The organism is Mesorhizobium sp. C372A (assembly GCF_030323245.1).
Lineage (GTDB): Bacteria > Pseudomonadota > Alphaproteobacteria > Rhizobiales > Rhizobiaceae > Mesorhizobium.
This window is the reverse complement of the sequence record NZ_CP100475.1, coordinates 404,631-417,249: the sequence shown is the minus strand read 5'-3', so window position 1 is coordinate 417,249 and position 12,619 is coordinate 404,631. Positions and strand designations below refer to the sequence as shown.

The 12,619-nt window shown below is 58.7% G+C and carries 7 protein-coding genes and 7 pseudogenes; 8 read left to right on the top strand and 6 right to left on the bottom strand.

Features of this window, described 5'->3' with window-relative positions; translation table 11 throughout:
• Positions 1–147: 147 nt before the first annotated feature.
• A pseudogene (locus tag NLY42_RS01905) lies at positions 148–907 on the bottom strand (transposase); the annotation flags it as partial.
• Between the two features lie 191 nt (positions 908–1,098).
• Here NLY42_RS01905 and NLY42_RS01900 point away from each other — a divergent pair.
• From NLY42_RS01900 to NLY42_RS01890, 3 genes are all read left to right on the top strand, one after another.
• Positions 1,099–1,827: a M20 metallopeptidase family protein gene (locus tag NLY42_RS01900; protein ID WP_084779884.1), complete on the top strand. Its 729-nt coding sequence runs from the start codon at positions 1,099–1,101 to the stop codon at positions 1,825–1,827.
• Positions 1,775–2,233, top strand: a complete 459-nt coding sequence (locus NLY42_RS01895; protein ID WP_156933844.1) for a zinc-binding metallopeptidase family protein — start codon at positions 1,775–1,777, stop codon at positions 2,231–2,233. The genes NLY42_RS01900 and NLY42_RS01895 overlap by 53 nt, the downstream gene beginning before the upstream one ends.
• Positions 2,234–2,732: 499 nt before the next feature.
• Entirely contained in the window at positions 2,733–3,977 is a 1,245-nt protein-coding gene (locus NLY42_RS01890; protein ID WP_023756052.1) for a Zn-dependent hydrolase, read from the top strand.
• Between the two features lie 470 nt (positions 3,978–4,447).
• On the opposite strand, the pseudogene NLY42_RS01885 reads toward NLY42_RS01890, so the two are convergent.
• Both NLY42_RS01885 and NLY42_RS01880 read right to left on the bottom strand, forming a co-directional pair.
• A pseudogene (locus NLY42_RS01885) lies at positions 4,448–5,457 on the bottom strand (IS110 family RNA-guided transposase).
• 15 nt (positions 5,458–5,472) lie between these two features.
• Positions 5,473–5,872 (bottom strand): annotated as a pseudogene (locus NLY42_RS01880) (IS110 family transposase); the annotation flags it as partial.
• Between the two features lie 843 nt (positions 5,873–6,715).
• Here NLY42_RS01880 and NLY42_RS01875 point away from each other — a divergent pair.
• From NLY42_RS01875 to NLY42_RS01865, 3 genes and pseudogenes are all read left to right on the top strand, one after another.
• Positions 6,716–7,135 (top strand): annotated as a pseudogene (locus tag NLY42_RS01875) (aminotransferase class IV); the annotation flags it as partial.
• 254 nt (positions 7,136–7,389) lie between these two features.
• Positions 7,390–7,773: a RidA family protein gene (locus tag NLY42_RS01870; RefSeq protein WP_031244943.1), complete on the top strand. Its 384-nt coding sequence runs from the start codon at positions 7,390–7,392 to the stop codon at positions 7,771–7,773.
• A 1-nt stretch (position 7,774) separates the two neighbouring features.
• On the top strand, positions 7,775–9,028 hold the full coding sequence (locus tag NLY42_RS01865; RefSeq protein ID WP_023756059.1) for an NAD(P)/FAD-dependent oxidoreductase: 1,254 nt from the start codon (positions 7,775–7,777) through the stop codon (positions 9,026–9,028).
• 156 nt (positions 9,029–9,184) lie between these two features.
• On the opposite strand, the gene NLY42_RS01860 is transcribed toward NLY42_RS01865, so the two are convergent.
• Positions 9,185–9,583, bottom strand: coding sequence for a hypothetical protein (locus NLY42_RS01860; protein ID WP_156933845.1), 399 nt, complete (start codon positions 9,581–9,583; stop codon positions 9,185–9,187).
• A gap of 171 nt (positions 9,584–9,754) precedes the next feature.
• Positions 9,755–9,900, bottom strand: a pseudogene (locus tag NLY42_RS01855) (IS5-like element ISNeu3 family transposase); the annotation flags it as partial.
• A 71-nt stretch (positions 9,901–9,971) separates the two neighbouring features.
• On the opposite strand from NLY42_RS01855, the pseudogene NLY42_RS31965 reads away from it, so the two are divergent.
• Together NLY42_RS31965 and NLY42_RS01845 are read left to right on the top strand one after the other, a co-directional pair.
• A pseudogene (locus NLY42_RS31965) lies at positions 9,972–10,111 on the top strand (IS91 family transposase); the annotation flags it as partial.
• 704 nt (positions 10,112–10,815) lie between these two features.
• Positions 10,816–11,502: pseudogene (locus tag NLY42_RS01845) on the top strand (IS5 family transposase).
• Positions 11,503–11,736: 234 nt separating this feature from the next.
• Here NLY42_RS01845 and NLY42_RS01840 read toward each other — a convergent pair.
• On the bottom strand, positions 11,737–12,495 hold the full coding sequence (locus tag NLY42_RS01840) for an aspartate/glutamate racemase family protein (RefSeq protein ID WP_031244944.1): 759 nt from the start codon (positions 12,493–12,495) through the stop codon (positions 11,737–11,739).
• Positions 12,496–12,619 lie beyond the last annotated feature (124 nt).

The following is a 12,619-nucleotide window of genomic DNA, read 5'->3' as shown; positions in this document are numbered from 1 at the left end:
CGGCGCCAGCCGCTACAGGCCGCCCGACAAGCTTCTCGTGTTCCTCGAGGCGCTCTGATCATGCCGACCTCATCGCAGCGATCCCCGCCACAAAAGGCCGGACCACACCATGGTCGGCATAATCCGGACGTCTGCAACATTGGTGCCTGTGGCGGGAAAGACCTCGTCGAGCGCCTTCCAGAAGCCAAGCGCGCCATCGCCGACGGCAATATCGGACGCGATCTTCAGGCCACGCCGCTTCAGGTCGACCAGCAGCTCGCGGCAGCTTTGCGCACTTTCGCGAATGCCGGCCTGGAAACCGACGAGTTCCTTTTTGCCCTCGGGCGTGGCGCCGATCAGGACCAGCATGCATTGGGCTTGGTCTTCCATCCGCGCCTGCAGATTAGACCCCGTCCGCCCAACATAGACATAGCGGCGCGCCGAAAGATCGCGCTTTTGCCAACGCTCGTAGTCGGCGTTCCACTCTCCTATCAGCCGCGTGATCCCCGAAACCGAAAGGTTCGGCCTGTCCTTGCCCACAAGCGCGCTCAGCGCTTCCTGAAAATCGCCCGTCGAAACACCGCGCAGGTAGGGAACGGGAAGCAGCGCATCCAGACTTCACGTCCGACGCCCCCCATCTCCGCAGGATCGATGAGGCGAACCGGACCCGATCAACCTCGGAATTCGCGCCGCCCGGATATTCACCGGCTGACCGGCACCGGAGGGATGCCGGTCTGGATGCTCGCTTCGGGATCATCGCGGACAATCCGGTTACGGCCAGCAGCAAGCTTGAGATCCCGCATCTCGACATGAACATCTCGGCTTCGATCTCGATCGCCCGCGCCAGCAATTTGCGCGCCCCGGTCTCAAGCACATCTGTCAGTTGACGCGACCCTTCAATACGCCTCAACAGCTGGCGACATTTCAAACTACGCCGCTTTGTGTCATTTATATTTCAGCAGGCCGTCCAGTTTGGCGCCAAGCTCACTCTCTCATGCACCATTGTACCGAATAACCAATAATTCTAACCGAATGAACGAAATCAAAAGGCTTCATGAATGCCGACGTCCCTTTCCACCAGACGCCGCCGGAAAAGGACACCGAGAGGGCTGATGCAATATGAAAAGTATTGAAGCGTTCTCGGATCTGCAGCGCGAGGGGACCGAGTGGCGACGCTACCTCCATGAAAATCCAGAGCTCGACTATCGGGACCACAATACGGCGAGGTTCGTGACCGAGAAATTGGCATCGTTCGGTATCAATCACATCGAAACGGGGATAGCTGAAACCGGCATCGTCGCATTGATTCAGGGCGAAGGCGGAGACGGGTCGACGATCGGGCTGATGGCGGACATGGATGCCCTGCCAGTCGTTGTGGAGTCAGGCAACCCTGGTCGTCGAAAAAACCCGGGCATGATGCACGCATGTGGCCATGACGGCCATGCTGCTGGGCGCTGCGAAATACCTCGCGTCTACGCGCAAGTTCAAAGGCTCTGTTGCTTGATTTTTCAGCTGGCAGAAGAAGTAGAATTGCCGGCGGGCGGCCTAAGGATGGTCGAGGAAGGAATCATGCACCATTTCGGCATCTCTCAGGCCTTTGGCATGCACAACGCACCAGGCATAGAGGCCGGCAAATTCGCAATTTGTGACGGCACGATGATGGGTTCGCAGGATGACTACGGGCGGCCATGCGGCCTCGCCGCATCGAACCATCGCTCCCGTTGTCATTGCAGCACAGATCATCGTCGGCCTGCAGACCTTGATCTCGCGCAAGACCGGTCCGAGGGACTCGCTGGTGATCTCCGTCACCAGGTTGCGCGCCGCACAGGCCTACAACATCATTCCTGATCGCGTTCAAATCGCCGGAACCGTCAGGACCCTCGCATCCGGCCTGCGAGACTTCGCCGAACAAGAGATTTCGGCAGCCGCAAAGGGCATTGCGCGCGGGTTCGACGCGGATCTGCAGTTCAAAACCGTCTATCTGTTCCGGTTACCTTCAACCATACGGAGGAAACAATCTGTCGATCGCGGCGGCAAGCGGTGTCGGGCCAGCATCGGTGGAAGAAAAGATGAGACCAAGCATGGGGGCGGAAGATTTCGCCTACATGCTCGAGGCACGACCAGGCGCTATGATTTTACTTGGGAACGGGCGACGGCTGGTCTGCACCACCCAGCATGTGATTTCAACGACGATGCGTTGCCCTATGGCATCGGTTACTGGGTCAGCTTAGTCGAGACAGTGTTGCCCCTTTGAGTTTGAACTCGAGGGAACTAGGTGGTCGTCATCCCGACGTGTTTGCGCGCGATGGAGGTATTAAGAAAGGAGAGTCATGGCCGCTCGCGCCTTTGCTCCCATTACAACCATCCTTCACGTTTCGAAGCACTTCTTGTAACCTCAAAAAGGGCCAGGCGTCTATTAAAATACAAGCGCTCATATCATCTGCGCTGGGCATTAGAGCACGCCGCGTCAGGGTTGCCGCGCCTAGCGGCGCCGTCCAAATAGATGGCGTTTATCTCGCCAATTTGGAATCTGGCGAAGGAGATGAAGCGGGCCGGCGCCGACAGTCCGTATCGGTCTCCCGGGATTCGACGCAGTGCCTCGAAAGGTGGCAAAGCACCACTTTTGGGCATCGGCCTGACGGCGTGATGACAGCGCCAGCGGCGCTGTCGATCCGCCGCTGATCATGCACGCGAGAACACTTACCGGCCTCTTCTTTCCACGTGCCCTTAAGCTACCCCGAAAGAGATAAGCGATGACAATTTCCCCTGACGCTCGTGTGTCCCTCTATCGTTTCTGGTCGACGATCAAAGCCTCCTCGAGAATCGGCAAAGGCCGTCCGGGGGGGCTATCGCGTTTGACGCTGACGGATACCGATCGCGAGATGCGCGATCGGTTTTGTGACTGGTGCCGCGAGGCGGGGTTGAACGTCGAGATCGACGAACTCGGTTCGATCTTCGCAAGGCGCGAGGGTACGGATAACAAACTACCGCCGATCCTGATCGGCAGTCATCTCGACACCCAAATCAACGGCGGTTGCTTTGACGGAATTGCAGGAGTGCTTGCGGGACTCGAGCTTGTGCGCACGCTTAACGACCTCGGCCTTGTAACCAAACGGCCCATCATCGTCGTCAACTGGACCAACGAAGAAGGTGCGAGGTTTTCTCCGCCGATGGTGGCCTCCGGCTGTTTTGTCGGGCGTTACAAGTGCGACTGGGTTTATGATCTAGTTGCTGATGACGGCCCACGTTTCGGCGATGAGCTTAAGCGAATCGGCTACAAAGGTGACAAGCCTTGCAAAGCGGGCGATATCGACGCCTATTTCGAGTTGCACATTGAGCAGGGGCCGATCCTCGATGCCGAGCGGCGCGAGTTAGGGGTTGTCACCGGCGCTTACCCGAGCCACGGCATACGCGTGCGCTTTGAAGGCGAGACCGCCCACACCGGCCCGACGCCGATGGACCTGCGCCATAATGCGCTGATCGCCGGCGCGCGATTTCTGACTGCCGTCGACGACATTGGTTGGGAATTCGCCATCCATGACGGCAAGGCGACTGGCTCGCGCCTCGCCGCGTGGCCGAATAAGCCGGGCATTCTGTCTGATAGGGCCGAGTGCGTCGCAGATGTCCGCCACCCCGATCCCGTGACGGCTCGGGTGATGGCTGAAAAAATGCGTCGTGCCGCCAAGGCCAGCGCGGCCATGGCGGGCTGTGTCGCCGTTGTCGAAGACGAATGGGTTTGGGGCGGCGACATTTTCGATGAGGAGCTTATCGACAGCATCCGCGACCAGGCGGCCCGTCAGGGCTACGCCTGGCGTGATATCCACTCTCAAGCAGGTCACGACGCCTATCATTTGGCGATGCATTGCCCGAGCGCGATGATATTTACACCATGCAAAGGTGGGATTACTCACAACAACAAGGAGTCCTGCGAACCGGCAGATTTCCGCGCAGGCCTCAACGTGCTTCTGCACGCCGTCGTGAGACGCGCGGATCGCTGACGAAGATTTCCGGATGCGTAGAAATTGGCTCACGGCTTGCCTCGCCCACTTCTATCGTGGAATTCGGGTATCCGCAACGCTGGGACGGTTTCGTCCGCGCGCCAGTGCTTGAGATCGATCTACCGGATGGCTAGCTCTTCCCCGTCACCGCTGCCTTGGTTAAGCGACGACAAAAGCGGGCGCAGTTTCGTGGCATCGTTTGATGCGTGTGTCGATACCTCCGGGGATGGAAGCGATTTCTTCACATTGGCGATGAGGATGCGGTCGAGTTCCGTCGTGTGTCCGGCCTCATAGTGCGGCCTTACAACGCCGCGGGCCCTTATGGATCGTTCGGGGATCGGATCCAAATCGGTTGACCGTGCTCAAAGACACTAACATCAAAAATTGTTTTTCCGATCCCGTCCTTCTCGACTTCGCCCATAAACCTCCGCTCAGAACCACCGCATTCCAACGCCTCCAGCCAGTCGCCGTCAGGCGCCAGCTGGAGCCTGGTACACCCCGCCGCTGGCCATCAAGGCCCAAGCGACACGGGCGATCTTGTTTGCCAGCGCAACCGCGACCAGCATTTTCGGCTTTCGCGCAAGCATGCGTGCGAGCCAGGATCCTGCAGCCGCACCGCGCCGCGATGCTTGTTGCACTACAGCCATTGCCCCAAGGATCAAGAGACTGTCGTAGATCTCTCTGTCCCATCTTCGATGTCTTGCCCAATCGCGTTTTACCACCCGTCGAGTTCTGTTTCGGCGTGAGCCCCAGCCAGGCAGCAAAATCACGTCCCTTCGTAAGATTGAGGGCGGCGGAGCGACTGCTGCCATCGCGGCCGCGCAAATCGCACCCATGCAGGGATCGTCATCAGCCGCCGAGCGGTGTCATCCGTTTTTGCGATCTCCTTGACGCGATCGCTCAGCGCGGCAATGCGGTCATCCAATGTTGCAAGATGATCGAGAAGCTCTCTGCCGAGTTCGACGACAGCCGGCGGAAGGGTTGCTTCCGGATCGTCGAGGGCCTTGGCCATTGGCCGATATTCTGGATGCCTTGCGGTGCAATAACTCCGTGCTCTGCGAGGTGACCGCGCAAAGCATTGATCGTCTGGGCTTGCTGAGCCTCGCGGGTCTTAAAAAACATCGCTTGGCTCTGCTTCTCCGCGCTTTTGGCCGCGATAAAGCGCATTGTCGGGCGAGACGCCGCCTCGGCGATCGCTTCCGCGTCCGCCGCGTCATTCTTTTGCCGCTTGACGAAGGCCTCACATATTGAGGCGCGATCAGGCGCACCTCATGGCCAAGTTTCCCGATCTCCCGTCCCCAGTAATGCGCGCTGGCGCAGGCTTCCATCGCGACAAGACAGGCCGGATATTCAGCCAGGAACGGGAGGAACTTGGCCCGCGATATCTTCGAAGGAACGCCACCGACCCATCGGCTCGCATGCCGTGCAGCTGAAACACATTCTTGGCCAAATCGACTGCAATGATGATAGTATGGTTCATGGACACCTGTCGTAGCAGCGTTTCGACACCGCTACCTTGGCACATCGCGATGCCCTTAGGAGGTGTCCACCCCATCGGTTGAGCGTGCTCGACGCGTTCGGCGACCATCACGTTGCGCTCGCGGTTGGTCCGGCGGCGAGCCTCATTCTCTGGCGTCGGCACCCGGACCATCGCGCAGACGCGCGGCTCACCCCGCTTGACAGCCAGCAGGGCGCGGATCAGCGCTTCGCCCGAGCCGATCCGTCTTGCCGCGACGGTGGCGGCGTGACACCGCGATCGATGCCGCATCGTCGATGTGACTTTCGATCCAGTCATCGCGGTTCAGCACCCGGTTGACCTAGGAGCCGTCCAGCCCCGCCTCCTGGATCCCCACCAACGGATAAAGCGTGCCCGTGCGCGCCTCGGCGCCTTGCTGCGCAGAGTGCGGTCAAAAAGATGCATGAAGGGCCTCCAAAGAGCGAGTTGCGATGGCCCACTCTGCCAGAGTGCGGGCCACTATCCACTCTCCATGAGATCTGCCGCGCCTGCGAGGATGTAGTCGTGCAGGCTCCCGCGCCGACCCAGCGAGGCGACGGTCGCCCAGGTCCTGGTCTCCAAATATGCCGATCAACTGCTCGCTTGAAAGGGCAGGGTAGCTGGAGCTCTCCGGGACACCGAAACAGGTCTTCGCAATGAGGGACACGTGATACGCCAGCCCATAGGCTGGTTGCGCGGACAGGCGTCGGTCCTGCGCAAGTGTGATTGCAGCTCGTGCAGCACTGCAACGGCCTCGCGGCAACAAGCCGATAAGATGATGCTGGAGCATTGCGAAGGCGTGTATCAGCCGGCACGGTAGAGAACATTCTGGCAAGGCGGACCTGCTGATCGTCATTCAGAGGGAGGTTGGCGACTCGCAACGAGGCGGCCTGGGGTAGCAATGCCGAAGGATGATAAGCGGCGGTACGATGTTGTTTTGCACCTCGTCGATTACGAGGATCTGGGCGGGGTGCGCTGAACCCACACTCCAAGCCTCGTTTTTTGAAACTGCCATTGCGCGCCCAGCCTCAGATTGAGCTTTTCCGCCTAAGCAACTGTGCGATGTAAAGGGGCAGTTGATCCTGCGTCAGGACGGTGTGAGTTGCCAGCCCGTTCGGCAGGTAAAGCAACCGTGCCGGTGTAAGCAAAAAGAATGGGGCCGTCGATGACACAGTTCGTACCCGTTCTTACAACTGTCGATGAGCATCACGCGGACCGACATCGGTATCCGCACGTCGCGTTCATGGATGGTCAATACCTGCCGATGTCCGAGGCCAAAATCTCCGTGCTCGATTGGCGGTTCCTGCACTCCGACGCCACTTACAACACGGTGCGCGTCTGGAATGGCAGATACTTCCGCTTGGATTTGCATCTTGACCGTTATTCCGGGGCATGGAGCGGCTGCGAATGAAGCTGCCCTTTGGTCGCGAGAAGATAGCGTCCATACTCAATAATTGCGTCGCTTTGTCGGGCCACAGATCGGCGTACGTGGAGATGATCCGCACGCGCGATTCATCGCCGGCTTGGGCCGCGATCCCCGTCAAGCGGAGAACCGCTTCATCCCCTTTGCTCTCTCTTTGGCTCAGTCGCCAACAAGGAGCAACTGGAAAGAGGCTTGCACGTCGCGATCATCAAGGCCGCCCGCATCCCGCCCGCGCAAATCGGTCGATCCTCGAGCATTCTGGAGTGTCTACAGAACCTCTCGAAGCCATTCGGCACCCAAATCGACATCGAGAACGGCGTTCGATTGATCCGATTGTGACCCAGCTCGGCTTAATTCGGCATGTAGCGATACCTGCGATGCTTATGGCATCTAACGCGGCGTTGAGAGTGACGGCCATGGGATCGGATCTGCCGCCCGGTACCCAACGACCGTCCACCTCGAGATCGCATCATCAACCAAGTCGGAGAATAAGCGTGTTCGAAGCCGTAAAGACCAGACTTGTCGCCTCAAAAGGACCCATCTCGGGAGTCGTTCGAAATGGGCCGCACGTGCTCACCGCACAAATCCCCAAGGACCCGAGCACGGGCGATATTGTGCAAGGGGACATCGCCGTTCAAGCCCGGCGAACGCTCGACAACCTGCGCATCGCCATGGAGGGCGCGGGCGGCTCGCTGCGGGATGTGATGATGGTTCAAGTCTTTTTGGTCGAAGGGGCCGATGCTGCAGCGATGAACGCGGTGTGGGGTGAGGTCTTCACGGAGCCGTTTCCTTGCCGCGCCACCGTCGTCGTCAAGGAGCTTCTGGCCACGGGAATGTTGATCGAGATCATCGCGACTGCCCATCTGGGAGCCGTATGAAATGAGCCACGCAGAACCGGGCTCGGCCATTGTGGTCGGTGCTGGCGTCGCCGGCCTTTCGACCGCCCTGCATCTCCGTCGTCTCGGCGTTGGGGTTACGGTCATCGACCCGTCACCGTCTCCGGGTGGTGCTTCTTATGGCAATGCCGGTCTGCTCTCGGCGGATACCGTCGTGCCGATCGCGCTGCCGGGCATGTTGCGCAAGGTTCCTGGCTGGCTGACCGATCCGCTCGGGCCCCTATCGGTCCGACCGGCCTATCTGCTGAAGGCAGCTCCTTGGCTGATACGCTGGGTCCGTTCGGGGCAGATTGACCGGGTACGCGGTATCGCGGTGGCCATGCGCGCGCTGCATAGAAACGCGTTCCATGACTGGAAGGAACTGCTGGGGGACCATCTTTACCACGACCTGATCCGCCAGACTGGACACGTCCAATTGTGGAGCTCGGCGGAGGAGACAGCCACTGCCGCCGTCGAGCGAAACCTGCGGGAGATCCATGGCATCGAAAGCCAGACGCTCGGAACGGACGACATCCGGCAGATGTATCCCGGCATCGCGCGCGATGTGGTAAGGGGCGTCTTGATCCCCGGCAACGGCCACACCGTAAGTCCCGGGCGGCTGGTCCATACGCTCTCCGAGTTGTTGTTGGCGGAAGGTGGCCTGATCGTGCAAGAACGCGCCCTGAAGCTGATTCCCGAGGCAGGTGGCGGCTGGATGGTCCTGACCAATGTCGGCAACCATTGGGCGGAGAAGATCGTCGTTGCGGCGGGCGCCTGGTCCGGACAACTGCTGAAGCCCCTCGGCATAAGGCTCCCTCTCGAGACCGAGCGCGGTTACCACGTCATGCTACCTGAGCCGACTATCTCGCTCAAATTGCCAATTCTGCACAAGTCGCGCGGATTTGGCATGACCCAGATGGAAGGTGGAATCCGTGTGGCCGGCATGGTCGAGATCGCCGGATTGGATGCACCACCCGACGAACGTCGGGCGTCGATTCTCCAGGATCATGCCAAGAAGCTGTTTCCGAAACTGGAAAGCGAGATGCCCCGGCTGTGGATGGGATACCGTCCGTCGACTCCGGACAGCCTGCCGGTGCTTGGACCAGTCGTCGGACATCGCGACCTATTCCTTTGCTTCGGACATGGCCACTACGGCATGACCGGTGGCCCGCCGAGCGGGAGGCTCGTGTCACAGATCGTCGCCGGATGCCCGCCGGTGATCGACCCATCTCCTTATGCAGCGGCTAGATTCGGTTGACGCAAACGCAGCCGCTTTGATCTCAAATCACGCCACGAGACGCGTCCCGCAAGCCCCAGCGCTGAGCGGAACCCGCCGGCTGCTGGACTAACTGGAATTGCAGCTCGAGGAACTCGAGGGCAGCCAGCGGCGGGTCTGGGCAATGCCCTGTCGCGCCTAGTCCGTCTGGCGCTTATGGGGTCGTCCATGTCCGCGATTGCATCTTTCGGAGGGGGCGAGAACCGTCAGGAAGGGCAGCGCCTTGACCCGACCTGCCCCGGCAACAGGCACACCACCATGAACCTCAGCCAAGGCAGGCCGCTGGTCTTCACGAAACTGCGCATGACTGGACGGACAGGGTCCCAGTAGATGCGCGGGCGGCAATACTCGGGCCCAGCGTCGCTCGACCGTGTCGCGCACGCCAGCGTCAAAAGCCGGCGAGTGATGGCGCGTCCGCTCCAGCGCGACCTGATGGTAGTGGGTGAAGTGGGAGGCCGTTCGACAACCGGTAATCCGCAACGCCGCCATCACGGTTCTTTTGCCGGGCACCAGCAGCGCGCCCATCAGCAAGATCAAGACATGCTCCCATATAGGGGCCGTCAAGAAGCGGCGGAAGGACTGAATCCACATCAGGAGCATATCGGGAGCGTGGTCGCCAGCGGAGGCCGCGATGTGAGCAGATGCATCTGCCTTGCAGAATCCGTCAGCCAGGTGTCAAGCGAAGTGAGGATTTGACCCCCCATTGCCCAGAAGATCAGGAGCAGCGGTGATGTCATTGGCTTGGCCAAGTGTGATCAGAAACCGCAAGGGACGGCCAAGCGCGTGTCGCAGAGCATGTGGATCTTGGTGGTCAGTCCACCTCGGGAACGCCCCAGCGCCTGCTCCTTGGCCCCCCTCATATGAGGCACATCGTGTCAATGGTAGTGGTGAGGGCTTAGTCACTTTCGAACGTAGTCGGGATCGGCCTCGCGGCTACCGCGACCGCTACGAGGATCTCACAGGGCATTCCCTCAGGTAATGCCCCCCTGCCGTCAAGGCCAAATGATCATCATCGAAACATTCGACGGCGTCATCGGACGCCCGCCATACCAGGACACTTCATGAACCAGGGCGTCGCCTTCCTTGTCATCAGCATCGCGCCGGCCCGCTCGGAAGGCAAACTGAGCCGGTCCCGCTTGCGCCGTCATCACCGGCAAGCTCTCCCAGGCAGGGGCCGGCGCCGATCCTCACATGCCGGAACCGATATCCGTGCTGCTTTCCGCGTATGCCACGCCTTCAATTGCCGCGGCCGCGACCGGATCCGCACCGCCATGCGATGCCTGTTCATGGTCCGGCCCTAATTGAAAACCCATAACGGCCCGGTGCCGGCGGCTAAGTCCAACACGTTTTTAGCTCACCGTCGCGATCCACCGCAGCGCGCTCTCGCCACCCGCCCTTCTGCGCGACGCCAAGCTAAAAAGGCTCTGCCCTATGCCGCGCACGGCATTGGGCGGTCTTGATCAGCGAAGCGATCGTTGCCCAATGTTCGGCGCCGCCGTCGGAGCCGGCGAAGAGCGCTTTCTTGCGGAAGCCCTGGCTATTCTGCGGTTCCGATCGCGGCGGAGAGCGCGATGGGGCTACCGATATATGGCATAGCCTTTTCGGCCGGCCTGCAGATGAGGGGATATCGGATCACTCGGCGACATCCATGATTCGGAACTTGTCGCTGCGCTGTTTGCGAACGGCCGAACCTATTTTTCATTTGGCAGCCCTAAGGTTTGTAGAGATTCAGGATTCCCCTTGAGCTTTGATTGTGATTCAAGCTTTGGATGAAACGATTTATGCTGACGGACGCCAAATGGGCGAAGATGGAACCGCATTGTCCGGGTAAACCAGCCGATCCTGGACGAAGTGGTGGCGACAATCGCCGCTTCATCGAAGCCTTGCTTTGAATCGTGCGGACAGGAAGTCCGTGGGCGATCTTCCAACCTTCTTCTGGAACACGGTTTTCAAATGTTTTCATTCGGCTTTTCGAGGAATACGCCATGGTCGATGCCACCATCGTCAAGGTCCATCGCCACGGCCAGGGCGCAAAAGGGGGACTCAAAGCCAGGCCATAGGCCGTTCCAAGGGCGGCATGAACACCAAAATTCTGCCGCTCACTGATGCGCTTGGCAATCTTGTGCGCTTTGCTCTTTTGCCCGGCCAACGGTTCGATACGGTGGGTGTCGCACCGCTCATCGATGGTGTCTGTTTCGGCGGCCTGATCGCCGACAAAGCTTTCGACAGCAACAGCATCATTGCCGACCTGAATGATCGCGGCGCCAACATCGCTATTTCACAGCACTCACGTCGTACTTTTCCTCTGCCGCTCGACAAGGAACTCTACAAATGGCGCCAACTGATCGAGAACTTCTTCTCAAGGATTCAAGCGTATCGCCATGCGAGCCGACAAAACCGACCAGAGCTTCGCAGCCTTCATCAACCTCGCAGCTGCCGTCATAAACTCACGCTGACTCTCAACAAGCCTTAGTCAGTTAGAGGAGCTGAGCGGGACTTTGATGCCTGCATAAAGGCAAATCTTACCGGCACAGCTGATGTTCTGGAAGCGCAAGGCGGACACTGTTTGTCGCGCTTTGTAGTCACAAGCTCGGACCTGATCCGAAGCGAAGATCGCCGCCTCGATAGCGAGGCCCGACACCGCGATTGCGCGATCGATCCTGACGTCGCCTATGCCGATGCGGTGAGCCTTAGAAATTTGAGGTTGCCCGACCTTTCGCTCGGTTGCGGTGAGGACTATATTCGTTCGATGCCAATCGAAGAGCACATTCAATGTGAACAGAGATCGTGTCGATCGCAGCGCATTGACTTACCGTTTCGGCGATGCCCAGCAAAGAAAGCTCAGTGCACCCGAGTATGATGCTATCAAGGTTGGGGAATTTCGCGCTGTAATATTCGAGCATATTGCAAAACCAGATTTTTGATTCGCGCAATATGCGTCCTCTACATAGCTCTCCATATATTATTTGGTGAACTTTTTTGCGATCTCGGCTTTCTGGTGTGTGAATGATCCTATTTTCACTTGCTATCGCGGAGCGGTAGAAATCTCGTTCCATGGTATATCTTGTGCCAAGAAGTAGACTCTCCCTAAATTGTTCTCGCTCAAGATGCAAGTATACGCAATCAATTAAGCTGATTATCTCAACGTCGGTCTGCTTTCTGATTCGATTGATCGTACGGCTAGTAGTATTTGAACAAATCAGTATAATCTCCCCACCCGCATCCACCGCTCTCTGAATCCCGTCAGCGACTATTTCCATCTCCTTATCGACCAGGTCCCTCTCTTGAGCTTCGCGAATATGCTTAAAGTTAAGATCTACCAATACTATACCAAGCTCGTCCGAATCTTCCATTAACATGTTAAAACGTTTGTAATACTCGGCAGACGAAGCCCAGCTAACGCCGCCAACCAATCCGATTCGTCGATATTTATTTCCGATTTTGTTCATAACCCAATCTCGAATACTTGAAGAGCTTCTGCGACCTGATGACTTGCGTTTTTTTATCCTCACCTTTACGTGTTGCTGGAATTTGCGTTTGTAGTCTAACGGCATCACTAGGCAATCGCGACGA

Bases quoted from the DNA above. Each gene is read 5' to 3' on its own strand.
- NLY42_RS01900 (WP_084779884.1), top strand. From the start codon at position 1,099: ATGAAAAGTATTGAAGCGTTCTCGGATCTGCAGCGCGAGGGGACCGAG.
- NLY42_RS01890 (WP_023756052.1), top strand. From the start codon at position 2,733: ATGACAATTTCCCCTGACGCTCGTGTGTCCCTCTATCGTTTCTGGTCG.
- NLY42_RS01865 (WP_023756059.1), top strand. From the start codon at position 7,775: ATGAGCCACGCAGAACCGGGCTCGGCCATTGTGGTCGGTGCTGGCGTC.
- NLY42_RS01840 (WP_031244944.1), bottom strand. From the start codon at position 12,495: ATGAACAAAATCGGAAATAAATATCGACGAATCGGATTGGTTGGCGGC.